21 protein-coding genes are annotated in these 23,006 nt (G+C 61.3%); 15 read left to right on the plus strand and 6 right to left on the minus strand.

From position 1 onward, the window contains the following. Window positions 1-44: 44 nt before the first annotated feature. The 3 genes from C2L64_RS19030 to C2L64_RS19040 are packed head-to-tail and all read left to right on the plus strand — an operon-like array spanning window position 45 to window position 4,661. Window positions 45-1,430 (plus strand): lysine N(6)-hydroxylase/L-ornithine N(5)-oxygenase family protein, encoded by a 1,386-nt coding sequence (locus C2L64_RS19030; RefSeq protein ID WP_007586340.1) that lies wholly within the window; start codon window positions 45-47, stop codon window positions 1,428-1,430. 48 nt (window positions 1,431-1,478) lie between these two features. Continuing rightward, window positions 1,479-3,668, plus strand: a complete 2,190-nt coding sequence (locus tag C2L64_RS19035) for a TonB-dependent siderophore receptor (RefSeq protein ID WP_007586342.1) — start codon at window positions 1,479-1,481, stop codon at window positions 3,666-3,668. Window positions 3,669-3,710: 42 nt separating this feature from the next. Next, window positions 3,711-4,661 carry a GNAT family N-acetyltransferase gene (locus C2L64_RS19040; protein WP_007586344.1) on the plus strand — a complete coding sequence of 317 codons (951 nt, stop codon included), beginning with the start codon at window positions 3,711-3,713 and terminating at the stop codon, window positions 4,659-4,661. Between the two features lie 12 nt (window positions 4,662-4,673). On the opposite strand, the gene C2L64_RS19045 is transcribed toward C2L64_RS19040, so the two are convergent. Continuing rightward, the gene (locus C2L64_RS19045) at window positions 4,674-5,147 is read right to left on the minus strand and encodes an Lrp/AsnC family transcriptional regulator (RefSeq protein WP_007586346.1); all 474 of its coding nucleotides are present in this window, start codon (window positions 5,145-5,147) and stop codon (window positions 4,674-4,676) included. 478 nt (window positions 5,148-5,625) lie between these two features. Between C2L64_RS19045 and C2L64_RS19050 the strand changes: the two genes are divergently transcribed. The 3 genes from C2L64_RS19050 to C2L64_RS19060 all read left to right on the plus strand — a co-directional run bounded on the left by C2L64_RS19050 (window position 5,626) and on the right by C2L64_RS19060 (window position 8,934). Then, window positions 5,626-7,095 carry an NCS1 family nucleobase:cation symporter-1 gene (locus tag C2L64_RS19050; RefSeq protein WP_007586348.1) on the plus strand — a complete coding sequence of 490 codons (1,470 nt, stop codon included), beginning with the start codon at window positions 5,626-5,628 and terminating at the stop codon, window positions 7,093-7,095. 242 nt (window positions 7,096-7,337) lie between these two features. Beyond that, window positions 7,338-8,264: a LysR family transcriptional regulator gene (locus C2L64_RS19055; RefSeq protein ID WP_007586350.1), complete on the plus strand. Its 927-nt coding sequence runs from the start codon at window positions 7,338-7,340 to the stop codon at window positions 8,262-8,264. Window positions 8,265-8,370: 106 nt separating this feature from the next. Then, the gene (locus C2L64_RS19060; protein WP_007586352.1) at window positions 8,371-8,934 is read left to right on the plus strand and encodes an RrF2 family transcriptional regulator; all 564 of its coding nucleotides are present in this window, start codon (window positions 8,371-8,373) and stop codon (window positions 8,932-8,934) included. Window positions 8,935-9,011: 77 nt separating this feature from the next. Here the strand turns inward: C2L64_RS19060 and C2L64_RS19065 are convergent, their stop codons facing one another. The 3 genes from C2L64_RS19065 to C2L64_RS19075 form a co-directional block, all read right to left on the minus strand. After that, on the minus strand, window positions 9,012-9,683 hold the full coding sequence (locus tag C2L64_RS19065; protein ID WP_007586354.1) for an FMN-dependent NADH-azoreductase: 672 nt from the start codon (window positions 9,681-9,683) through the stop codon (window positions 9,012-9,014). Window positions 9,684-10,202: 519 nt separating this feature from the next. Continuing rightward, on the minus strand, window positions 10,203-10,526 hold the full coding sequence (locus C2L64_RS19070; RefSeq protein WP_007586356.1) for a DUF3331 domain-containing protein: 324 nt from the start codon (window positions 10,524-10,526) through the stop codon (window positions 10,203-10,205). A gap of 442 nt (window positions 10,527-10,968) precedes the next feature. Continuing rightward, window positions 10,969-11,400, minus strand: coding sequence for a cupin domain-containing protein (locus C2L64_RS19075; protein WP_007586358.1), 432 nt, complete (start codon window positions 11,398-11,400; stop codon window positions 10,969-10,971). 331 nt (window positions 11,401-11,731) lie between these two features. On the opposite strand from C2L64_RS19075, the gene C2L64_RS19080 reads away from it, so the two are divergent. Continuing rightward, entirely contained in the window at window positions 11,732-12,964 is a 1,233-nt protein-coding gene (locus C2L64_RS19080) for a YbfB/YjiJ family MFS transporter (protein ID WP_007586360.1), read from the plus strand. Between the two features lie 198 nt (window positions 12,965-13,162). Continuing rightward, window positions 13,163-13,660 carry a hypothetical protein gene (locus C2L64_RS19085; RefSeq protein WP_007586361.1) on the plus strand — a complete coding sequence of 166 codons (498 nt, stop codon included), beginning with the start codon at window positions 13,163-13,165 and terminating at the stop codon, window positions 13,658-13,660. Between the two features lie 57 nt (window positions 13,661-13,717). Here C2L64_RS19085 and C2L64_RS19090 read toward each other — a convergent pair whose 3' ends face one another. Next, the gene (locus tag C2L64_RS19090) at window positions 13,718-14,611 is read right to left on the minus strand and encodes a LysR family transcriptional regulator (protein WP_007586362.1); all 894 of its coding nucleotides are present in this window, start codon (window positions 14,609-14,611) and stop codon (window positions 13,718-13,720) included. A gap of 90 nt (window positions 14,612-14,701) precedes the next feature. On the opposite strand from C2L64_RS19090, the gene C2L64_RS19095 reads away from it, so the two are divergent. The 3 genes from C2L64_RS19095 (at window position 14,702) to catC (ending at window position 17,276) form a co-directional block, all read left to right on the plus strand. Continuing rightward, window positions 14,702-15,859, plus strand: a complete 1,158-nt coding sequence (locus C2L64_RS19095) for a muconate/chloromuconate family cycloisomerase (protein WP_007586363.1) — start codon at window positions 14,702-14,704, stop codon at window positions 15,857-15,859. Between the two features lie 103 nt (window positions 15,860-15,962). After that, window positions 15,963-16,865, plus strand: coding sequence for a catechol 1,2-dioxygenase (gene catA / locus C2L64_RS19100; RefSeq protein WP_007586364.1), 903 nt, complete (start codon window positions 15,963-15,965; stop codon window positions 16,863-16,865). A 120-nt stretch (window positions 16,866-16,985) separates the two neighbouring features. After that, complete coding sequence (gene catC, locus C2L64_RS19105) at window positions 16,986-17,276, plus strand: muconolactone Delta-isomerase (RefSeq protein ID WP_007586367.1); 291 nt, start codon at window positions 16,986-16,988, stop codon at window positions 17,274-17,276. 110 nt (window positions 17,277-17,386) lie between these two features. Here catC and hmpA read toward each other — a convergent pair whose 3' ends face one another. Continuing rightward, window positions 17,387-18,568: an NO-inducible flavohemoprotein gene (gene hmpA / locus C2L64_RS19110; protein ID WP_007586373.1), complete on the minus strand. Its 1,182-nt coding sequence runs from the start codon at window positions 18,566-18,568 to the stop codon at window positions 17,387-17,389. Window positions 18,569-18,702: 134 nt separating this feature from the next. Here hmpA and norR point away from each other — a divergent pair, with 134 nt between their 5' ends. From norR to C2L64_RS19130, 4 genes are all read left to right on the plus strand, one after another. Beyond that, window positions 18,703-20,301: a nitric oxide reductase transcriptional regulator NorR gene (norR, locus tag C2L64_RS19115; protein WP_039901129.1), complete on the plus strand. Its 1,599-nt coding sequence runs from the start codon at window positions 18,703-18,705 to the stop codon at window positions 20,299-20,301. 83 nt (window positions 20,302-20,384) lie between these two features. After that, window positions 20,385-20,822 carry a MarR family winged helix-turn-helix transcriptional regulator gene (locus C2L64_RS19120; RefSeq protein ID WP_007586376.1) on the plus strand — a complete coding sequence of 146 codons (438 nt, stop codon included), beginning with the start codon at window positions 20,385-20,387 and terminating at the stop codon, window positions 20,820-20,822. 183 nt (window positions 20,823-21,005) lie between these two features. Further along, entirely contained in the window at window positions 21,006-21,443 is a 438-nt protein-coding gene (locus C2L64_RS19125; RefSeq protein ID WP_007586378.1) for a MarR family winged helix-turn-helix transcriptional regulator, read from the plus strand. Between the two features lie 35 nt (window positions 21,444-21,478). Next, window positions 21,479-22,987, plus strand: coding sequence for an efflux transporter outer membrane subunit (locus C2L64_RS19130; RefSeq protein WP_039901131.1), 1,509 nt, complete (start codon window positions 21,479-21,481; stop codon window positions 22,985-22,987). Window positions 22,988-23,006: the final 19 nt, after the last annotated feature.

Consider the following 23,006-nt stretch of genomic DNA (forward strand, 5'->3'; position numbering starts at 1 on the left):
CACACGCACAACGTTCGTCGCCACTGGTAGAAGGGAGACATTTCATGAATCAACGAGAATACATTCACGATCTGATCGGCGTCGGCTTCGGGCCGTCGAATCTCGCGCTGGCCGTGCGCCTCGCGGAAAACGGCGGCGCGCCGGGCGCGCACTGCTTCATCGAACGGCAGCCGGAGTTCGGCTGGCATCGTGGCATGCTGCTCGACGACAGCCGCATGCAGATTTCCTTCCTCAAGGATCTCGTCACGATGCGCGATCCGAAGAGCCGCTTCACGTTCATCAACTATCTGTTCGAGCGTGGACGTCTGCAGGATTTCGTCAACCTGAAGAACTTCTATCCGACACGGATCGAGTTTCATGACTATCTGCGCTGGGTCGCGAGCGCATTCGACGATCAGGTGCATTACGGCGAATCCGTCACGCAGATCGAGCCCGTCACGGACGAGAGCGAACCGCGCACCGTCACGCACTTGCGTGTGCATTCGCGCGATGCGCAAGGCAAGGAGCGCCATCGGCTGACGCGTGCGTTGTCGGTCGGCATGGGCGGTGTGCCGCAGATTCCGGCCGCGTTCGCAGCCTTGCGCGATGCCGCCGTGATCCACTCGTCGAACTATCTGACGACGATCGGCAATGCAATCGGCGACGGCAAGGGCGACGAGGCACGGCGTCGCGTTGCTGTCGTAGGCAGCGGTCAGAGCGCGGCCGAAGTATTCATCGATCTGACGCGCCGCTTCCCGCATGTCGACGCGACGCTCGTGATGCGCGCGCCCGCGCTGAAACCCGCCGACGACAGCCCGTTCGTCAACGAAATCTTCAACCCTTCGTTCACCGATCTCATCTATTCGCAGCCGAAGGACGCGCGCCGCTCGCTGCTCGATACGTTCCGCGACACCAACTACTCGGTGGTGGACCGGCCGTTGATCGAGCAGATCTATGAGCTGCTGTACGTGCAAAACGTGAGCGGCACGGCGCGTCATCGTCTGCTGAACAACTGCGCGATCGAATCCGTGCGTGAAGTGCAAGGCGCGCAAGGGAATGAAATCGACATGCGTCTGCGCGACCGGATGGACGGCGATGCGCGTGGCGAGCGCTTCGACGCCGTCGTGCTCGCGACGGGCTATCGGCGCGACGCGCATCACGCGTTGCTCGACCCGCTCGCCGATGCCTTGGGCAAGCCCGTCGAGCAATGCGAAGTCGCGCGCGACTACATGCTTGCGACGCCGGCGCATTTCCAGCCGCGCATCTACCTGCAAGGGTGCTGCGAAGACAGCCACGGCCTGAGCGACACGCTGCTGTCGATCCTCGCGCGCCGCGCGGACGAAATCGCCGGCTCGCTCGAAGCAGGCAACAACGAAAACAGTTTCGAAGTTCAAACGCGCACAGGGGCGCAAACCGGGGTGAGCGGCGGCCGCGTGGCTTTCGCTCTTTGACAACAACAAGCGGCGCGACGCGCCGTCATCAATATTCCGAGGTATCAGATGGAGTGGGTCACAGGCACGCAGCGGCGTGCCATTGCTGCGGCAGCCAGCATGACTTTTCTCGCCACGGCAACGGGTTACGCGCAGGCGCAACAGGCGCCGGATAATCAGAACAGCGCGCAAGACAAGACCGCGACGTTGCCCGCCGTGAAGGTGCAAGGCACGGCCGCGGGCGATACGGAAGGCTTCGTCGCGTATCGCACCGCCACGGCGACGAAGACGGATACACCGCTCGACGAAGTGCCGCAGACGGTGAACATCGTGACGGCGGCGCAAATCGAAGAGCAGGGCGCGACCTCGATCAATCAGGCGCTGCGTTACGTGCCGGGCTTTTCGTCTTACGGCGCGAGCACGCGCTCCGACTGGTACACGGCAATTCGCGGCTTCACGCCAAGTGTGTTCGTCGATGGGCTGCAGGTGCCCAATACGCTGAACCTCGCGAGCTGGCGCGTCGATCCGTATCAGGTGGAAAGCATCACGGTGTTGCGTGGGCCGACGTCGGTGCTTTACGGACAAGGCGACCCAGGCTCGCTCGTCGACATTCAGACGAAGCAGCCGACAGCCGAGCGTATCCGCGAAATCGAATTGCAGATCGACACGGATGCGCGCAAGCAGATCGGTATCGACCTCGGAGGCAAGATCGACAAGGACGGCACGCTGACGTATCGCTTCGTCGGCGTGGGGCGCGACGGCAACATGCCGACGGGGCCGAATGCGGATCAACGACTGATGTTCGCGCCGTCGGTCAAATGGCAGCCCACGGCCGATACCTCGTTGACGCTGTATGCGACCTATCTGCGCGATAACACTGACGTGTCGGATAACTTCCTGCCCGCGTCCGGCACGATTCTGCCGAACCCGAATGGCGTGATCTCGAACGACCTCTATACGGGCGACGGCAACTTCGCGCGTTATGACAAGCGGCAGTGGTCGGTCGGCTATCAGTTCGAGCAGCGCTTGAATCCGACGTGGACGTTCCGCCAGAACACGCGTTACATGCATCTGTCGTTGAACAATTCGACGGTGTACGGCGGCGGCCTCGACCCCACCGACCCGACGGAAGCGTCGCTGACGCGTTACGCGGGTCTGTTCCAGCCGAACTACTCGCGCTTCGACATCGACAATCAGGCGCAGGCGCAATTCCACACCGGCTCGATCGAGCATACGGTGCTACTCGGCTTCGAATACAACCGGCAGTTGTCGACGGATAGCGAACAGCTCGCGCTGGCGCCGAGTTTGAACATGTTCAACCCCGTCTACGTTCCCGTGACGTCGGATATCTTCAGCGGGCCGAATTCGTTCGGCTATAGCGATACGAAAACGAAGCTCGACAGCTTTGGCGTCTACGCGCAGGACCAGATCAAGCTGACGCCGCGCATCGTCTTCACGATTGGCGGCCGCCAGGACTGGAGCCGCAACACGACGACAGACACCGTCGCGAACACCGAACAGCGGCAGAACGATCACGCGTTCACATATCGCGTGGGCGCCGTGTATCTCGGCGATTATGGTTTGTCGCCGTATATCAGCTACGCGACCTCGTTCAATCCCGTGATTGGTGTGAACGCAGACGGCACGCCGTTCCAGCCGACCAAGGGCAAGCAGATCGAACTCGGTTTGCGCTGGCAGCCGTTCAACAAGAACCTGATGTTGAACGCGGCTATCTATCAGATCAACCAGACCAACGTCACGACACCCGATCCAAACGATCCAACGGGAACGTTCAGCGTGCAGACGGGTGAAGTGCGTTCACGCGGCATCGAGTTCAGCGCCGTCGGCAACGTGACGCGCGATCTGAGCATCATCGCTTCGTACGCGTATCAGGATGTGAAGAACATCAAGGCCAACGACGATTCGCTGAACAAGTGGCCAGTCGCGATTCCCTTGCCGCACCAGACGGCTTCACTGTGGGCCGACTGGACATGGCACACGGGGCTGCTGACGGGCCTCGGTTTCGGCGCGGGCCTGCGTTACACGAGCTATAGCGCGGGCGCGGCGGATAACTCGCTGCACGTGCCGGGCTACACCGTGTATGACGCGGCCGTGCACTACAACATCAGCAAATGGCGCTTCGCAGTGAACGCGACGAACATTTTCAACCGCCGCTACGTGAGCGGTTGCCAGAGCGCGTTTGCGTGCTTCTACGGCAACCAGCGCACGGTGCTGGCGACGGCGCGTTACGACTGGTAAGCGCCACGACCATTGGATCATTTGAGGAAAGGAAGACACACCATGAACGCTCGCGTGGCCTTTGAGGAACTTGTTCCGACGCCGGACGGCTTTGCATTGTCGGCGTGGCCGCGCGATGCGGCACCCGTGCAGCTATTGCCCGCGCTCGCTGAGATCTTTTGCCGCGATGCGAAGCGACAGCAGGTGTCGCTGACCGTGCCGTTCGAACACGACGACGACGCGACGCACGCGTTCGTCACGCGCGCGATCCGCGAAGGCATCGTGGATACCGCGGCACACGAAGGCTCGACACTGCGGCTCACGACGTCGCGCGCGAGCTTCTGGCAGCAGCCGTCGCTGTGGCTCACGGCGCCTTCTTCGGCAGGCATGCCGATGCGCTACACGATTCATCACAACCGGCGCCATCCCGTGCGCGCGCCGAAGCCGAAGGGCACCGTGTATCGCCGCTTCATGCCGACGGTCGGCATGACGTTCACGCTGCGTACGGTCGACGTCGAGCGTGACACGGACCTCTTTCACTATTGGCAGAACCAGGATCGCGTTGCGCACTTCTGGGACTTCAAGGGCACGCGCGAACAGCATGCGGCGTACCTGGGCGAGCAGTGCGCGGACCCGCATGTGCATCCGCTGATCGGTTGTTTCGATGACGAGCCGTTTGCGTACTTCGAGGTCTATTGGGCGAAGGAAGATCGCGTCGCGCCGTTCTATGACGCCGACGATTTCGATCGCGGCCTGCATCTGCTCGTCGGCAACAGCGACTATCAGAGTGCGGGCAAGCTGCGCGCGTGGTTCAACGGCATCCTGCATTACATGTTTCTCGACGATCCGCGCACGCAACGCATAGTCGGCGAGCCGCGCATCGATCACACGCGGCACATTGCATGGATGCACCGGTTGGGCGCGTTCACGCTGAAGGAGTTCGATTTTCCGCACAAGCGTGCGGCGCTCGTGATCGTCGAGCGCGAGACATACTTCGGGCAGTTCGGGCCTTGAAGTGTTGCGCGACTAGACCTGCACCGACGGAATGTTCTTCATGCAGCGCAGCGCGAACATCGAGCGGCTGTGGCGAATGCCCGAGATCTTGTAGAGCTTTTCGCGCAGGAAGCGCTCGTAGCCGGCGGTGCCGTCGACGGCAACCTTGATCAGATAGTCGTACTCGCCTGACACGAGATATGCCTCAAGCACTTCGGGCAGCGTCGCCAGCTCGTCGCCGAAGCGGGCCAGTGCGTCGTCGTCGTGCCGGTCGAGCGTCACTTCGATCAGCACGACGTCCGCGAAGCCGAGCTTCTGCTGATCCAGCAGCGCGACGTAGCCGCGGATATAACCGTCAGTTTCGAGTTGACGCGTGCGGTTCCAGCACGCAGTCGTCGACATGCCGACGATCTCCGCGAGTTCCGCATTCGACAGTCGCGCGTTCTTCTGCAGCGCGCGCATGATTGCGCGGTCCTGGTTGTCCAGCGGGCGGTTGCGGGCTTGCATGATTGGATCTGGAAGAATGTTCGGCTTCTGCCGATTCTACAGGAATAGTCTTCCGGGGTTGGGTGGTCAGTACCCGCAAAAAGGAAGCCTATCCACGGTGTCACCCGGTATATTCTTCCACATGCTTCCTTGCCCGCAACGACAGACGGATTACCCTCCGCCAACGGGCGCCGCGTCATTCGCAAGATGACGCCGGCAGGGGCGGTCAGCGGCGAAACCCACGCCGTGCGACGCGTTCATCGGTCACGGAAGCATTCACCCCTCCGCGCTTTTCTCCTCCCCTGTTCTCCGCGCCTTTTTGAAAGCATCGACAGACGCTTTTATTAGTAAAACAATCTATATTGCAGAAACAAGACCCTTCATCGCGAGTCGCGGTTCCCATCGGGCTTGTGGTAGACCGTGCCTGCGTGCCACGTCGCATCGTCAGATCATGGCGGTCTTCAGAAGACGGCCATGCTTCAACCAGCAGGGGGGAGCCATGTCTTCGTCACCGCTTTTCGATGCGCCGCACGGTCTTGGCGATGCCGGCGAACAGGTCGATTCGCGTCTGCACAATCACGATCTCGCGCCCGTGCCGCACGCCCGGCGCACGTGGACGGGCTATAGCATCTTCGCGATGTGGATGTCCGACGTGCATAGCGTCGGCGGCTATACCTTCGCGGCGAGCCTGTTTCTGCTCGGCATTTCCGGCTGGCAGGTGCTGATTGCGCTGACGGTCGGCATTCTCGTCGTCTACATGCTGATGAACTGGGTGGGCAAGCCGAGCTATATGCACGGCATTCCGTTCCCGGTCATGGCGCGCGTGAGCATGGGCGTGATGGGCGCGAACCTCGCGGCCGTGATTCGCGGCGTGGTCGGCATCGTCTGGTATGGCGTGCAAACTTACTTCGCTTCGAAAGCGGTCGCGACGCTACTGGTTTTGTTCGTTCCTGCATCGACGGCATTGCAAGGCTTCAGCTTTCTGCGCCTGGACGGTTTGGGGTGGGTGAGCTTCCTGTTCATGTGGTTCTTCCAGTTAGTGATCTTTCAACGCGGCATGGAGACGATCCGCAAGTTCATCGACTTTTGCGGGCCGGCCGTGTATGTGGTGATGTTCGTGTTGATGGCGTGGATACTCTCGCAGGCCGGGCTTGGCAGTTTGAATCTGACGCTTGGCGGTAAGACGCTAACAGGCGCGGAGCAGTTCGCCGGCATGGGCAATGCCGTGCTGCTCGTCGTCAGCTATTTCGCCGCGCTGCTGTTGAATTTCGGCGATTTCTCACGCTTTGCGAAAAGCGAACATCAAATGAAGGTTGGCAATTTTTTGGGGCTGCCCGTCAATTTCATCGTGTTCGCGATCATCACGGTGATCGTCACGTCGGGTAGCGCAACCGTGTTCGGATCGATGATCATGGACCCGGTGGCGATCGTCGCGCACATCCAGAACAAGGTGGCTGTGGTGATTGGCAGCGTCACGTTTATCGTGGCGACAATGGGCATCAATATCGTCGCCAATTTCGTTTCGCCCGCCTACGATATCGCGAATCTTTTCCCCAAACATGTCGATTTCAAGCGCGGCGGTCTGATCGCTTCCATTCTCGCGGTACTCGTGTGCCCGTGGATATTCGTCGACAGTCCCAAGGCCATTACGATTTTCGTCAGCGTATTCGGCGCGGTGCTTGCGCCGCTCTATGGCGTGATGATGGCCGACTTCTATCTGATCAAAAAACAGCAGGTGCAAACGGCCGAGTTGTACACGATGTCGTCGACGGGCCGCTTCTACTACGACGGTGGCTGGAACAAGGTCGGCGTCGCGGCACTCCTGCTGTCGGGCTGCATTTCTATTGGCTGGGAATTGTGCACACAACTACTGCACGTCCTGCCTGAGAACAACTTTGGCTGGCTGATCGGCGCGGTGGCAGGCGCGGTGCTCTACGTTGGGATGATGCGCGCGGCACGCAGAACCTGACGCGACGGAAACCGGCCGCATTGGCGCTATAGCACGAATGCTGACGCAATAGCGTTATGGACCGATTTAAGCGCTAGTTTGTCTTTAGAGACCGATCAAAGTATTCGATACTCAGGAGTCGATTCGTGACATGCGATGGCGGGCGACAGCCGTTTTATGCGTGCATACCCGATCGTATATGGCGGCAAGGCCACCGAATCGAAATAACTCCATATTGCTACGACTTTCGAACGGACACGAAGATGGACCGGCTTGACGCGTTAAGGCTGTTTGTCGAAATCGCCGAAGCCGGGAGCTTTTCCGCGGCCGCGCGAAAGAGCGCGGTGTCGACATCGACAGTCACGCTCGCGCTGCAAAAGCTGGAAGAGGAAGTGGGCGCGCGCCTCATCATGCGCACGACGCGCCGCCTCGCCTTTACCCATGAAGGTCAGCGCTTTCTCGACGACGCGCGCCGCGTACTCGCGGATTGGGATGCCGCGATTCTGAGCCTGCGCGAAGACGGTCCATTGAACGGGCCGATCCGGCTGACCGCCAGCAACGATTTCGGCCGCACGCGCGTCGTGCCATTGCTCGACAAGTTCATGAGCGAGCATCCGCAAGTGCAGGTGTCGCTGCTGCTGACGGATGGCCATGTCGATCTCGTCGATCAACATCTGGATCTCGCGCTGCGCAACGGCCCGCTGATTGACTCGCGGCTCAAGGCGCGGCTGTTGCTGACAGGCCCGCGTGTCGTATGCGCTGCGCCGTCGTATTGGGCGACGCATGGCAAGCCGATGCACCCGGCGCAACTGTCTTCGCACAACTGCCTGATTCTCGCGCGGCCCGATGCGCCGTTCTCGAACTGGCCGTTCGTCGTCGACGGCAAGCAGATTGCGGTGAGAGTGTCCGGCAACCGTGTGGCGAGCGACGGCGGCGTGCTGCGCGAATGGGCCGTGCATGGCTACGGCGTGATACTGAAGAACCGCTGGGATATCTATCACGAACTGATGTCGGGCAGACTTGAAACGGCGCTGGACTCGTTCATCGGCGAGCGCGTCGATCTGTTCGCTGTCTATGCGGGCGCGGTGCCAAGCCGCCGCGTCGGTACGTTCATCGACTTCATTGCGCGCGAACTGTCGGTCGACGATACGCTCGAACTGCATCCGCTCGACAGCCTGCGTCCGCTTTAGCGACGCGCTTCGATTGTTCAGACTTTAATAGACCTTCCGTGACGCTGGGTTGCACCGGCTTGCAAAAGCGGGTAGCCTAACTCCGATTGTATTTGTCGGAGTGGCTATGTCTCACATCAGCGCAGGCGTCGAATATGGGTTGCACTGCCTGCTTTTCCTGACGGAAGCGGCGCCCGGCGGCGTGCCCGAAGCGAGCGTACGCGACCTTGCAGAACTGCAAGGCGTGCCCGCCGACTATGTGGCGAAACTGTTTACGAAATTGCATAAGGCCGGGCTGGTCATTGCGACGGAAGGGGCGAAGGGCGGTTTTGCGCTCGCGCGTCCGGCAAACCAGATTTCGGTGCTCGACGTGGTGACGGCGATCGATGGCGACAAGTCCTTGTTCGAGTGCCGTGAAGTGCGCACGCGCTGTGCGGTGTTCGGCGAGACCGCACCAACCTGGGCGACGAGCGGCGTGTGCTCGATTCATGCCGTGATGCAGAACGCCGAGAAGCGCATGCGCGAGGCGCTGGCATCGCAATCGCTGGAGGAACTGGCGGTCCGCACGACGGCGAAGGCGCCGCGCACCTATGGGCCGCAAGTCGTGAAGTGGCTGGACGGCCGCACGACGAGCAGGCGGCGCGAGCGCGGCGGCACGCGCAGTGGTTCAACGCCCGGCGCGCGTTCCTGAGCGACACGCCGTTGACATGACGAAGGCCGCAGCCTTAATAGCTGCGGCCTTTTCGTTTTGCGGCTTTGTGCTGACGATTACGCCGTCTCGTGCAACTCGCTGCCAACGCGCGCACGTTCCCATGCGGCCCAGTCGGCTGCCACGCCTGCCAGCTCGGCGTGTGCGCGCTTCAGCGCCTCGATCCGCGCTTCCTGATCCGAGAATTGCAATGGCTGTGCGTCGACGAAATGCGGATCGTTGGCGCCGATGAAAGCAAATGCGGCTTTGAGCGCTGGCGTCAGCGCATCCATCGACGAAAACGGGTTGCCGGGACGCAAATCTGCGCCGCGCGTCGTGATGAACAGCACCTTCTGACGGCTCAACTGGCCGACGATGTTTCCGTCCGCGTCCGCCTTGTAGGTAATGCCGGGACGCGTGGCGCTGTCGATGAACGCCTTGAATGCCGAAGGCATCGACCAGTTGTACATCGGCATCGCAAACACGAAGGCGTCGGCTTCGAGCAGCCGCTTGCAGAGCGCGTCCGAGGCGGCCAGCGTCGCGCGCATGTCGGCCGTGCGCTCGTGCTCTTCCTTGTAGGTCGCGATGGCAAAGGCCTCGGTGACGTGCGGCGGCGTATCGACCGTGACGTCCAGATAGTCGACCTCGACATCCACGCCCTCGGCACGCAGGTTTTCGATGAACTGGCGCGAGAGTGCGCGGGAATTGGACCGTTCGCGCTTGGCGCTCGAATCGACGTGGAAAATTTTCATCTGGCTCTCCAGTAACTGCGATCAAATTTATCGTAGTTGTGAGAATAGAGAGTTTGCTGGCAGTGCGCAACAGAGGGGGCGCGAGCGCGAGTGGACTCGCGTGCGTTTCGAAGGCTCGCAGGAAAGCGGCGCACGCCTTACGCAGCAAGGCATTGCGCGGTTGTTGCGCAGCGGGGCAGACCGATAGGAGAGAAAAACGGGATTCAGTGTTGCGCGGGACGAAGGCGGTTGCGACGCAGGTTTCACCTCGGTGCCGACGTGCCATCGCATGGGCGCGTGGGAGTTTCTCGCGTAACGCTTGCAAAAGTCATGCGTATGACAAAGGCACGCAACGCCATATCAGGCCATGCGTGAACAGAAGGTTGGGTGCTGCGCGTGCAACGAATGTTGCCGCGTGAAGCGCATGCGCCAATCGACAACGCGCAGCACCAATATATGGAAGCGCCGGAGCTTCACAGCCTGTGGCGTTTAAGGTTTGTTCAGGTTTCTCGACGCACACACAAGAACGTGCATGTGACATTAGTCGAGCATGATTCCGCTCGGACCGGACGGCACGGCGGATGCCAGAATCATCCTGTCGCGGTTAGCGGGGAAATAGCTTTCGCAAGCCCGCGGCCGAAAGACCGGGTCGCCACGCCGGATCGGCATACCCGTCAGTACGCAGAACGAGTCCATGCGTGCGAGACCGATTCGCCATACCTGATCGGCGTAATGACCTGAGCGTGGATCGCTCCAGCACACGCTAAGTGTCTTCGATGACAGCTGTTCAAGAATGGAGATATGCGCCGGCGGTGGCTCGACCTCGACAGGCTCTAGCGCTTCAGGCGGCGGCCGCTTGGTCATGCGGAATTTCTTTTTTGGACCGTATTGTGCTTTCCTGGCAGATTCAACGGGTGTGGGCATCAGGACGCCTACCAATGCGCGTCTGACGATATCTTCTTCAACCGGACGAGTCATCATTCACCTCCGTCACAGAGTTTGGCTGGCGGCACGCTCCTTCGCGGCCGAGGTGCTGCTGCTGACGTCAACAGTGTTGTACGGTGTGGCTCGCAAGGCAGATCAGCGACTTGCCTGCATGGCGCGCAGCGATACGCGAAACTGAGTCCCGACATCAACGCGCCGTGACTCTATATTGGACGTTCAGGCGGCCATACAGCAAGTTAAGCGTTGTTAACCGGAAAGTGCAACGTAATACTTTCCGCTTCAGGTGTCTTTCCTTAACGCCCGATAAAGGCTGCGCTAACTATATATAAAGCGAGCATGTCGGCTTAAAGATGTATTGCCATTACTTCTTGTCCCATGTGACGAGGTCTTTATCGTTGTCGTCAGCGACAAAGATGGCAAGCAGCTTTGCAGGCTTCGTCTTGCTTGCGTTCTCGCTGACCATGTGATGCACGCCCGGCGCTTCTGTCCAGCTTTCACCTGCGTGATACACGCGTGCTTCGCCATCGTCGACCTTGCTTCGGATCTCGCCCTGCAGCACGTAGCCGACCACGAACGCCTGACCATGACGATGTGACGGCGACACGCCGCCCGGTTTGTAGTCGACGACGATGGCCGTCATGGTCTTGCCGGGCACATTTGCAATCGGCGTCTGGAACGCCGGGCTGATGTGCTCGCGCGGTCCGTCGACACCATGCGCGTGCGCCGCGTGAGGCGCCGTCAGTGCGATGCAGGCTGCCGCCGTGGAAGCAAGAACGGTCTGAACGAAATTCACTTTAACTCTCCGAAGAATGAATGGTTTGCGATGGCGCTGCGCAGCAAGCGGGCCAGGCCGGCATCGTTCGAATGACAGGTATGTCATGCGAACGTTTTTAACTGCGACTAACTAAGTCGTAGTTCGGAGAGTAAACGCTTTTTTGACAGCATGCAACGAAACGTACGTTCACCTGCTTGCGATTTCCATTTCAACGGAATGGATTCTTGCCATCTTTGTCATCCGTGTCTAGAATTCGCGAAATTGACAACTGTGTCAAAGATGGCGGGAAAATGACCCGAACATGACAAAACTGCCGCGCTGCGCGCGGCCTCAAGCGGAATCCGTACTCATGTCAACCGACGCATCACTTTCAACACCCGCCAGCAGTCGAGCCGCCGTATGGCGGCACATCTTCGCGGGCTTCTGCGCGAGCCTCGTCGGCATTGGGCTGGCGCGCTTCGCCTATACGCCGCTGATTCCGCCGCTCATTCAGGCGCACTGGTTCGCCGCATCGGACGTGGTTTATCTGGGCGCGGCGAATCTTGCCGGCTATCTGCTCGGCGCACTGCTGGGCCGTCCGGTCGCGCATCGTCTGACGAACACGCATACGTTGCGGGCCATGATGGTGCTGGTCACGGCGACCTTTCTGGCGTGCGCGTTTCCCGTCTCCGTCGCGTGGTTCTTCTTCTGGAGATTACTGTCGGGCGTGGCGGGCGGCGCAATCATGGTGCTGGTCGCTGCAACGGTGCTGCCGCATGTGCCGGCGGATCGTAAGGGTCTCGCAAGCGGTGCGATCTTTCTCGGCCTTGGCGTCGGCATTGCGGCTTCGGGGACGATCGTCCCGCTGCTGCTCAATCTCGGCTTGCGTAACACGTGGATCGGCATCGCGATCCTCTCCGCGGCTCTGACGCTGGCAACGTGGTACGGATGGCCGTCGGCGACGAAAGCGCACGCACATTCCGCGCACGCGGCTCCAACTGCGAAGATGCACAACCCGTCGACAGTCCGTGTGCTCTACGCCGAGTACGCGTTGATGGCGGTCGGCCTCGTTCCTACGATGGTTTTCCTCGTCGATTTCATTGCGCGCGGACTTGGCGCGGGCGCGCATGTCGGTGCGGCATATTGGATTCTGTATGGCGTTGGTGCCATTTTCGGCGCGCCCGTGTATGGCCTCGTGGCGGACCGCTTAGGCGGACGCTTTGCAATTCGCGCGCTGTCGTTGTTGCAGATCGTCGTGGTCGCAGCGTTTGCGATGTCCAGCAATTACATCGTGATCGGCGCGCTGACGCTCGTCATCGGCAGCTTTCCGCCGGGCATCGTGCCGATGATGCTGGCACGTATCCATGAAGTGCTGCCGCACGATCATGCTGGGCAGCACAAGATCTGGAGCCGCGCCACGACGACGTTTGCGGCATTTCAGGCGCTCGCGGGCTACGCGTATTCGGCATTGTTCAATAGCAGCGGTGGCAACCATCGTCTACTGTTTGTAATTGGAGCGGGGGCGCTTGGGTTCGTCGTCATAGTCGACTGCGCGGCGACGTTGTTTGCACGAGAGCCTGGTCAAAAACAGAACAACGGATAAGGCGGAAAGGACACGCGCGATCGCGGCGCGACCCGTCGTTTGAAAAGCGCACCCGATCAGGTCGTTTAAAGAAGATCGCGGGGCGCCTCGTGTGAGTCACGTTAACAAGGATTAACTACCGCTCACGCTTTCAGCGACCGACAATTCCCACTTCCAGTTTCGCAATGACGTGCGTGTATCGACGCGGAGGTTTCGAACGTGAAGGCAGGCGTGGACCGTCCGTTCCGGAACGCGATGGACGGCGCAGATGCGCAGCGTCCCGAAGGCGTGTCGCCGCTGTCGTTGCCACCCTGCAGCACGCGGCTTGCGCTGATACCGCGTCTGCTGATTCTCGGCGTGTGCGGCTGGTCGCTGATCGAAACGCCTGCGGAGTTCGATCCTTCCGCTGGCGATCTGGGCATCGCGGCCCTCGCATTGGCGAAGATTGCGTGGATCGTGATCGGCGTGGCAGCCGCGCGTGGAACGAGGCGCGCGCAATGGATCTTTTCGTTTCTGTGTGGACTGAGCCTCGTCGCCATCGTGCCGGGCCTGCCCGTCGAACTGAACCAATCGGCGTGGATCTTTACGCAATCGCTCGTCGAATGCGTGCTCAAGGCAGGCGCTCTGCTCGCATTGGGGTTGTCGCGCGTCACGCGTCCCGCCGCCGTCGATATCGCGTCATGGCATGACGACGACGCAAACATCCAGCGGCCTTGAAAGCAGCCTTAAAGAACCTCTCACGTACTGCATTTCGCGAATGCTCTGCATCGACTTCTAGACGGACAACGGCCTCTTGAACAGATCGCGCGCGATCGAGCAGAACAGCTCTGTCGTAGAGCTTTGATCCTGCAAACGCCGGCTCATGATGATCGGCGACGACACATTCGTTTCCTCGATCGACCGATAGGTCACGCCGCGCGCCCGCAAACCCCGCACACTCTCCGGCACGAGACACACGCCCACTTGAGCGGCGACGAGTCCTAGCGCGGTCTGCAGTTCCCGTACCTCATGAACGGCGGCCGGTTCGACGGCGTGGTCGCGGAACGCGGACAACTGTTGGTCCGCGTAGCTCGGGCGCGGTGTCGACGGATAGATGATCAGCGTTTCTTTCGATAGCGCGTCGAGCGTCAGTTGCGCCACATCGGCGAGCGCGTGCCCCGCGGGCAAGGCGGCAATCAACGGCTCCTCGACGAGCACTTCGCGCGCCAGTTGCGATTCGTCGAAACGCAGCCGGCCAAAACCCACGTCGATGCGTCCGCCCTTGAGCGCGCTCAGCTGCTCGATCGTGAACATCTCGGTCAGCGAAATCTGGATGAGGGGCGCCGCTTCCCGAAACGCGCGGATCACGTCGGGCAGCGGGCCATACAGCGTGGACGGCACGAAACCGATGACGATGCGCTCCGCGAGCTGCGCAAGCCGCCGCGTCAGCGGCAGCAACTCATCGCTTTCTTCGAGCAGGCGCTTGGCCTGCGCATAAAAGACGCGTCCGGCTTCCGTCAGCTTGAGCGGGCGCGCGCCGCGTTCGAACAGCGCGAGCCCCACGGTGTCTTCGATCTGCTGGATCTGCCGCGAGAGCGGCGGCTGCGTCATGTTCAGGCGCTCGGCGGCCCGGGTGAAGTTCCTTTCCTCGGCGACCGCCACGAAATAGCGAAGTTGGCGCAGTTCCATCTATGCCCCGAAGGTATGGAAATAGACTTAATCGGTCTTGGACGGATTCTGCCGGCGACCCTAGTATGGGCACATCAGCAGGAGAGCCGTATGATACCAAGCGCCGTTCAGATACAAGCTGTAGACACTATTCTCGTCGATGTTCCGACGATTCGCCCGCACCGCCTGTCGGTCGCCACGATGAATTGCCAGGCCCTCGTGCTGATCCGGCTTCAATGCGCGGATGGTATAACGGGCTGGGGCGAGGCGACCACGATCGGCGGTCTCGCGTATGGCGAGGAAAGCCCCGAAAGCATCAAGACCAACATCGACACCTATTTCGCGCCGTTGCTCAAGGGCATGGACGCGACCCGTCCCGGCCAGGCGATGGCGAAGCTGCGCGAATGCTTCCAGGGCAACCGCTTTGCGAAGTGCGCGATCGAAACAGCGTTGTTCGACGCGCAGGCGCAGCGTTTCGGCGTGCCGCTGTCGGAGCTGTTCGGCGGCCGCGTGACGGATTCCGTCGAAGTCGCATGGACGCTGGCGAGCGGCGACACAGGCCGCGATATCGACGAAGCGCATCAGATGCTGGAAATGAAGCGGCACCGCGTGTTCAAGCTGAAGATCGGCACGCGCGCACCGGCTGAGGACATCGCGCACGTCGCCGCGATCAAGGCGGCCGTGGGCGACCACGCCGAAGTCCGCGTCGACGTGAATCAGGCGTGGAGCCAGGCGGAAGCGCTGTGGGCGTGCGAACGCCTCGCGGACGCGGGCTGCAATCTGATCGAGCAACCCATCGCCGCCGACGACCGCCGCGGCCTCAAGCGCCTCACGCATCACTCGAAAGTGCCCATCATGGCCGACGAAGCGCTGCATGGTCCCGTCGATGCATTCGATGTCGCCAGCGCGCATGCGGCCGATGTATTCGCCGTGAAAATCGCGCAATCGGGCGGCCTGACGGGTGCGGCGAGCGTGGCCGCGATTGCGCTTGCTGCGGGTGTCGACCTGTATGGCGGCACGATGCTGGAAGGCGCGGTCGGCACGATTGCTTCGGCGCAACTGTTCAGCACGTTCCGCGAATTGAAGTGGGGCACCGAGCTGTTCGGGCCGTTGCTTCTCACGCAAGAAATTCTCACCGAGCCGCTGCGCTACGAGAACTTCTCGTTGCAGTTGCCGCAAGGCCCGGGCCTCGGGATTCAACTCGACCTCGACAAGATCGGGAGACTGCGCCGCGATTCGAAGCACGGCGCGAGTGTGGTCAAAGGTTAGTTATGGCGGTGCTGAATCCGCAGCGCGCAATGCACTGCACCATGAACCGCCCTAAGCACATTTGGCATCGTCATCAGTGATCGGACTAAAAGGAGACATCCCCATGGACATCAAAACCATCGACGCCCTGTTGAACAAGATCAACGAAAGCGCCACGCACGAAGGCAACGCCCGCACGAAGCAGGTGGTCAACCGGATCATCCGCGATCTGTTCATCACGATCGACGAACTCGACGTGACGCCGAACGAATTCTGGTCAGCGCTGAACTATCTCGGCGAAGCGGGCCAAAGCGGTGAGCTGGGTCTGCTGGCCGCGGGTCTCGGCTTCGAGCACTTCCTGGACGTGCGTCTCGATGAAGCGGAAGCCAAGGCAGGCCTCCAGGGCGGCACGCCGCGCACGATCGAAGGTCCGCTGTACGTGGCGGGCGCGCCGGAATCGACGGGCCATGCACGGCTCGACAATGGCAACGAACCGGGCGAAACGCTGGTGATGCGCGGCCGTGTTCTCGCTGAAAACGGCGAGCCGGTGCGCGGCGCGCTGGTCGAAGTGTGGCACGCGAACCATCTGGGCAACTACTCGCACTTCGACAAATCGCAGGCCGAATTCAACCTGCGCCGCTCGATCCGTACCGACGAAAACGGCACGTACAGCTTCCGCAGCGTGGTGCCGATCGGCTATAGCGTGCCGCCGCAAGGCAAGACGCAACAACTGCTCGATCTGCTTGGCCGTCACGGTCATCGCCCGGCGCATATCCACTTCTTCGTCTCGGCGCCCGGTTATCGCAAGCTGACCACACAGATCAACATCGAAGGCGATCCGTATCTGTGGGATGACTTCGCGTTCGCGACTCGCGAAGGTCTCGTGCCCGCCGTCAAGAAGGAAGAGGGCGCAACGGGCAAGCCTTATGGCATCGACGGCCAGTTTGCGTTGATCGACTTCGACTTCAGCCTCGTCGAGGAACGCAACAACGTGCCGACGAGCGAAGTGGAACGCGTCCGCGCCTGATATCAGCGGTATCGCTGAAAGTGTATGAATGTGGCCGCCGTTCGAGGTGGCCGCATTGTTTGAAAGCGCGGCATCCAGTGAAAGCCGCGCAACTGCAAAGAATCTACAGGGAGTCCACGAATGCTATTTCACGTGAAGATGGTCGTTAAGCTGCCGCCCGATATGCCTGTCGAGCGCGCCAACGAATTGAAGGCCACAGAAAAGGCCCTGGCGCAGCGTCTGCAAAAGGAAGGGATCTGGCGGCATCTTTGGCGCATTGCGGGCCTGTACGCGAATTTCAGCGTGTTCGACGTGGAAAGCCCCGCGCAACTCAATGAGATCCTCATGCAGCTGCCGCTTTATCCGTATATGGAAGTGACGGTAGATGCGATGTGCCGCCATCCTTCGTCGATTCACGAAGACGATCGTTAGGCGCTTGCGCAAATAAAAAAGGAAGAGACGCGGAATACCGTCTCTTCCAAAGCACTACCAGGGTAGCCTCAACAGACAACAACAACAACCACTACAACAAAAACGCTATATCAATCGAGCGCGGAAGCGGGACCGAAGAACTCGTAACGGCTCTGCTTTTCCGGCACGCCAATCGTCTTCAGATGGCGCTTCACCGCCTGCATGAACGACTTGGGTCCGAGGAAGTACACATCCACATCACGCGTGGCCGGCAGCCATTCGATCAGGCGAGCTTCGTCGATATAACCTTCCGCGTGATGCGCGTCGTCGTCCTGACGCGGCTTCTCATACACATAGAAGCGCTTGAGCTGCGGATGACGCGCCGCCAGTTCGTCGATATGGTCGCGGAACGCATGCACGCCGCCGTGACGTGTGGCATGAATGAAGTGAATGGGACGCGACGTTTGCAGCGCGGCATTCAGCATCGCGAGCGTCGGCGTGATACCGACGCCACCGCTGATCAGCACCAGCGGCTTGTCGTTGTGCGCCAGCGTGAAGTCGCCCGACGGTGTGAGCAGGTTCAGCGTCGCGCCTTCATTCACCGAATCGTGCAGATAGTTCGACGCCTTGCCGTTCGGCTCGCGCTTCACGCTGATCCGATATTCGCGGCCGTTTGCCGCAGCCGACAATGAATAGTTGCGGCGAATCTCTTCACCATCGACGATCAGCTTCAGGCCGATGTACTGGCCCGGGTGGAATTCGAGCAGCTCGCCGCCGTCGGCGGGACGCAGATAGAACGACGTGATCTCGTCGCTTTCCTTGACCTTGCGCGCCACCACGAACGGACGCGTGCCGCGCCAGCCGCCCGTCGCGGTTTCCTTCTCGACGTAGACATTCTCTTCGAGGCCGATCAGCAGGTCGGCCAGTTGCTGATACGCGGCGCCCCACGCTTCGATCACAGCATCCGTGGCGATTTCCGCTCCGAGCACTTCGCGGATCGCGCGCAGCAGACATGCGCCGACGATCGGATAATGCTCGGGCAGGATGTTCAGCGCGACGTGCTTGTTGACGATCTGCGAAACCAGTCCGCCGAGTTGTTCGAGTTGATCGATATGACGCGCGTACATCAGCACGGCATTCGCGAGCGCGCGCGGCTGATCGCCCGATTGCTGGTGCGCCTGGTTGAACAGCGGGCGCACACTCGGGTACTCCGCCAGCATGGTCTTGTAGAAGTGCGTGGTGAGCGCTTCGCCGCCGCTTTCGAGCAGCGGAACAGTTGCCTTGACGATTGCGCGATGTTCGGCTGACAGCATGAGTTGATTCCTCGCAGTTGGGGTGAGTGGTGGTCCCGCGCGAATTTGGCGGGCTTCGGGTAATCTCTTACGCATCTATCGGGCCAGCTTCAAACAATCGTAAAATCAGCGACTTAGAAACATCAGACGTGAATATGACAAGGGTTAAAACGACCTCATCAGAGGTTAAACTGACTGCATCCGAGGTGCTCGACGCGCTGATTCCGCTGGTCGAGGACCTGTCGCGCGACCTGCCGGAGCGCGAGCGCTATCGCCGACTTCTGACGACGCTGCGCACGCTGTTCCCCGGCGATGCAGCGGCCCTGTTGCGTCTCGATGACGACACCCTCGTGCCGCTCGCCATCGACGGCCTGTCGGGCGACACCCTCGGCCGCCGCTTTCGCGTGAGCGACCATCCGCGTTTCGAAGCGCTGCTGTCGAGCGAAGAGCCCACGCGCTTTCCCGCCGACTCCGATTTGCCCGATCCCTATGACGGCCTTGTGCAGGGCGTGAGCGGCCATCTCGAAGTGCACGACTGTCTCGGCTGTCCGCTGCTGATCGGCGGCAGGCCGTGGGGCCTGCTGACACTCGACTCGCTCGATCCCGAGCGTTTCGACAGCATCGACATGAATACGCTGCAGGCGTTTCTGAGCCTTGCGGCGGCGACGGTGAGCGTCGCGGAGCGCATCGACACGCTCGAACGCAACACGGAGGAAGAGCGTCAGCGTGCCGAGGCGTACCGCCAGGCAAGCGGGCAAAGCAGCCGCGAACTGATCGGCAGCAGCGCGGCGCATCAGCAACTGGTCAACGAAATCCGCGTGGTCGCGAACAGCGAGCTGACCGTGCTCGTGACGGGCGAAACGGGTGTCGGCAAGGAACTGGTCGCGAACGCGATTCACAGCGGCTCGCCGCGCGCGAACAAGCCGATGATCAGCCTGAACTGTGCGGCGCTGCCGGATACGCTCGTCGAAAGCGAGCTGTTCGGGCATGTGCGCGGCGCGTTCTCGGGCGCGTCGTCGGACCGGCGCGGCAAGTTCGAACTCGCCGACGGCGGCACGCTGTTTCTCGACGAGGTCGGCGAGTTGCCGGTCGGCGTGCAGGCCAAGTTGCTGCGCGTGTTGCAGAACGGCCAGTTGCAGCGTATCGGCTCGGACAGCGAACATAAGGTGGACGTGCGGCTCATCGCCGCGACCAATCGCGATCTCGCCGAAGAAGTGCGCACAGGGCGCTTTCGCGCGGATCTGTATCACCGGCTGAGCGTGTATCCCTTGCGCGTGCCGGCGTTGCGCGAGCGCGGGCGCGATGTGTTGCTGCTCGCGGGCTACTTCCTCGAAGAGAACCGGGCGCGGCTCGGGCTGCTCAGCATCCGGCTGGGCCAGGACGCGCAAACCGCGCTGCTTTCGTATAACTGGCCGGGCAACGTGCGCGAACTCGAGCATATGATTGGCCGCAGCGCGTTCAAGGCGCTGTCGCGTCATCGCGAGCGGCCACGCATTCTTACGCTGACGGCGGCGGATCTCGGCATGTCGGCGAATAACGGCGGCGAGCTGCCAGCGGCTGCGTCCCTTTCGGCTTCGACGGGCGCAGACGACGCGGCCGCAACCGATTTCCGCAGCACCGTCACCGCCTACGAGCGCACGCTCGTCAGCGACGCGCTGGAACGCAACAACCACAACTGGGCAGCCGTCGCGCGCGCGCTCGGCATGGATCGCGCGAATCTAAACCGGCTCGCGAGGCGTCTTGGCCTGAAATAACGCACAATTTGCCGGGCCACCGAGAACTGATTTGGTAGTATCTGATTTGTCAGTCAGATTGCCGTTCGTTCAGGAGGCTTCGCGTGCGTCACTACACCAAAGACAATTTCAGGCTCACGGAGAGCGTCGGCTATCAGCTTGTGAAGGCGCGTAACGTGATCACGACGGAGATGGACGCGGCGCTGAAGGACCTCGACATCTCCAGCCAGCAAATGGGCATCATGCTGATGCTCAGGCAGAAACTCGCGTCGACGCCGTTCGAGCTGTCGAAAATGCTCGGCATCGACACCGGCCTGATGACGCGCATGCTCGACAAGCTCGAAGCGAAAGGGCTGGTGGTGCGCTCGCGCGACGACGAGGACCGCCGCGTCGTCAACCTGACGCTGACCAAACCCGGTATTGCGGTCGCCGATCAGATTCCCGAAATCGCGCCCGACGTCCTCAATGCACGTCTGAAGGACTTCACCAAGGCCGAGCTGAATGAACTGCGCCGCCTGCTGCGCAAGTTCGTGAGTGACTGAACGACTGAACGCCGCTTGCGCCTGAGCCTCCTTCCCGCCGCCTTCGGGCGGCGCGTGTCCGCCGCATTATCCAATTGAAAGATAAGAACTGCTGCATCTGATGAAACAATGAGTTTCGTCGTAGTGCTGTTGACTATATCTGACCTGTCAATTATTGTTCGTGCAAATAGCGAGGAGTCAGAGATGTCGCACTATTCGAAGGAAGATTTTCATTTGACCGACAACCTCGGTTTCGCGATCACCAAGGCGCGCAACCTCGTTGTCGGACAAATGGATAAGGCAGTGAAGGGCCTGAACATACGGTCGCACCATGTCGGGATTTTCATGTCGCTGTTGCGCGGTATCGACACGACGCCGGCCACGCTGTCGCGCCATCTCGGCATCGACACGGGCCTGATGACGCGCACGCTCGACAAGCTCGAAACGCTCGGCATGCTGACGCGCACGCGCAGCTCGGACGACCGCCGCGTCGTGAATCTCGAACTCACCGAGGCGGGCCGCGAAATCGCGCTGCGCATCGCGGAGATCGCGCCCGATGTGCTAAACGAACGTCTTCAGTGCTTCACCAAAGACGAATTCGACGAACTGCGCCGTCTGCTTCGCAAGTTCCTCAACGATTGAACATTTTTTTACCCAATTATCTGATAGGTCAGACAATGAACAATCAATTAAACGCCGGGCGGCGCGTTTCCGGGGCACTGAAAGTCGGTGTCTCCGTGATGTTCGCGGCGGTACTGTCAGCATGCGTGAACTACGCGGGTATCCATAGCGACGCAAAGACGGCCGAGCCGCAGCAGTACGCGACGCAGCAGAGCATCCCCGCCGGGCAGGGGCATTGGCCTGCCGCCGATTGGGCCGACCAGTTCGGCGACGCGCAACTGAAGGCGCTGATCGACGAAGCTCTGAAGAGCAGCCCGACGCTCGACCAGGCACGTTCCCGCGTCGCAGCGGCCGCAGCGTATAGCGAAACGGCGAAGGCGAGCACGATGCCGCGCGTCGACGCCAGCTACACGCTCACGCGCCAGCAGTATTCGGGCACGGCGCTGGTGCCGCCTCCGACGGGCGGTTCGTGGCAGACGGAGAACAAGGGCCTGTTGAGCGCTTCGTACGATCTCGACCTGTGGGGCAAGAACCGCGAAGCGCTGAAGGCGGCCATTTCGCAGTTGCAGGCGAGCCAGGCCGACGCGGAAGTCGTCAAGCTGACGCTCACGACGTCGATTGCGCGCACGTACAACCAGCTCGCACGCCTTTACGTGTTGCGCGATATCGCACAACAGGAAATCACGCAGCGCGAGCAGATCGACCGCATCACGGCGGGCCGTATCGCGACGGGGCTCGACACGGAAGTCGAACGCAAGACCGCGCAGGCGAATCTCGCGACGAGCCGCGCCGCGCTGAAGGCGCTCGACGGACAGATTCTCACCACGCGCTATCAGATCGCCGCGCTGCTCGGCGCCGGTCCGGACCGTGGCCTGCAAATCGCGCGTCCGACCTTGGGTATCGGCGATGACGTGAATCTGCCCGACAACCTGCCCGCCGATCTCGTGAGCCGCCGCCCGGACATCGTGGCTGCACGCTGGCGCGTCGATGCGATGACGCATGACGTGAAGGAAGCGAAGGCCGAGTTCTATCCCGACATCAATCTGAGCGCCGCGATCGGGCTCGACGCATTCGGCTTCGGACGCTTCCTGACGGCGGCGAGCCGCACGGCCTCGGCGGGTCCCGCGATCCATCTGCCCATCTTCGACGCGGGCGAACTGCGCGCGCAACTGAAGGGCCGTTACGCGGACTTCGACTACGCCGTCGCAACGTACAACCAGACGCTCGTTACCGCATTGAGCGAAGTCGCCACGCAACTCGCCGGCGTGCGTTCGACGGACGGCCAGCTGGTCGATGCGCAAACCGCACAGACGGCCGCGCGCCAGGCCGACCAGCTTGCGCTCGTGCAATACAAGGCGGGACTCACGAACCAGTTGACCGTACTGAATGCCGACGTCAACGCGCTCGCCGCCGATCAATCCGTCGCCAACCTGCGCATGGATCGCCGCGACCAGCAGATCGCGCTCGCGTCGGCGCTGGGCGGCGGTTTCGTCGACACGTCGAACGCCGATCAGAGCGCGCGCGTCGCCTCTACCACCAAAACGTCTGCTGCCGCTGCGCAGTGAGCGGCCCCTCATCGCATTG

The sequence above is a fragment of the Paraburkholderia hospita genome, assembly GCF_002902965.1.
Taxonomy (GTDB): domain Bacteria; phylum Pseudomonadota; class Gammaproteobacteria; order Burkholderiales; family Burkholderiaceae; genus Paraburkholderia; species Paraburkholderia hospita.

Bases quoted from the DNA above. Each gene is read 5' to 3' on its own strand.
- C2L64_RS19030 (WP_007586340.1), top strand. From the start codon at position 45: ATGAATCAACGAGAATACATTCACGATCTGATCGGCGTCGGCTTCGGG.
- C2L64_RS19035 (WP_007586342.1), top strand. From the start codon at position 1,479: ATGGAGTGGGTCACAGGCACGCAGCGGCGTGCCATTGCTGCGGCAGCC.
- C2L64_RS19040 (WP_007586344.1), top strand. From the start codon at position 3,711: ATGAACGCTCGCGTGGCCTTTGAGGAACTTGTTCCGACGCCGGACGGC.
- C2L64_RS19045 (WP_007586346.1), bottom strand. From the start codon at position 5,147: ATGCAAGCCCGCAACCGCCCGCTGGACAACCAGGACCGCGCAATCATG.
- C2L64_RS19050 (WP_007586348.1), top strand. From the start codon at position 5,626: ATGTCTTCGTCACCGCTTTTCGATGCGCCGCACGGTCTTGGCGATGCC.
- C2L64_RS19055 (WP_007586350.1), top strand. From the start codon at position 7,338: ATGGACCGGCTTGACGCGTTAAGGCTGTTTGTCGAAATCGCCGAAGCC.
- C2L64_RS19060 (WP_007586352.1), top strand. From the start codon at position 8,371: ATGTCTCACATCAGCGCAGGCGTCGAATATGGGTTGCACTGCCTGCTT.
- C2L64_RS19065 (WP_007586354.1), bottom strand. From the start codon at position 9,683: ATGAAAATTTTCCACGTCGATTCGAGCGCCAAGCGCGAACGGTCCAAT.
- C2L64_RS19070 (WP_007586356.1), bottom strand. From the start codon at position 10,526: ATGACCAAGCGGCCGCCGCCTGAAGCGCTAGAGCCTGTCGAGGTCGAG.
- C2L64_RS19080 (WP_007586360.1), top strand. From the start codon at position 11,732: ATGTCAACCGACGCATCACTTTCAACACCCGCCAGCAGTCGAGCCGCC.
- C2L64_RS19090 (WP_007586362.1), bottom strand. From the start codon at position 14,611: ATGGAACTGCGCCAACTTCGCTATTTCGTGGCGGTCGCCGAGGAAAGG.
- C2L64_RS19095 (WP_007586363.1), top strand. From the start codon at position 14,702: ATGATACCAAGCGCCGTTCAGATACAAGCTGTAGACACTATTCTCGTC.
- catA (WP_007586364.1), top strand. From the start codon at position 15,963: ATGGACATCAAAACCATCGACGCCCTGTTGAACAAGATCAACGAAAGC.
- catC (WP_007586367.1), top strand. From the start codon at position 16,986: ATGCTATTTCACGTGAAGATGGTCGTTAAGCTGCCGCCCGATATGCCT.
- hmpA (WP_007586373.1), bottom strand. From the start codon at position 18,568: ATGCTGTCAGCCGAACATCGCGCAATCGTCAAGGCAACTGTTCCGCTG.
- norR (WP_039901129.1), top strand. From the start codon at position 18,703: ATGACAAGGGTTAAAACGACCTCATCAGAGGTTAAACTGACTGCATCC.
- C2L64_RS19125 (WP_007586378.1), top strand. From the start codon at position 21,006: ATGTCGCACTATTCGAAGGAAGATTTTCATTTGACCGACAACCTCGGT.
- C2L64_RS19130 (WP_039901131.1), top strand. From the start codon at position 21,479: ATGAACAATCAATTAAACGCCGGGCGGCGCGTTTCCGGGGCACTGAAA.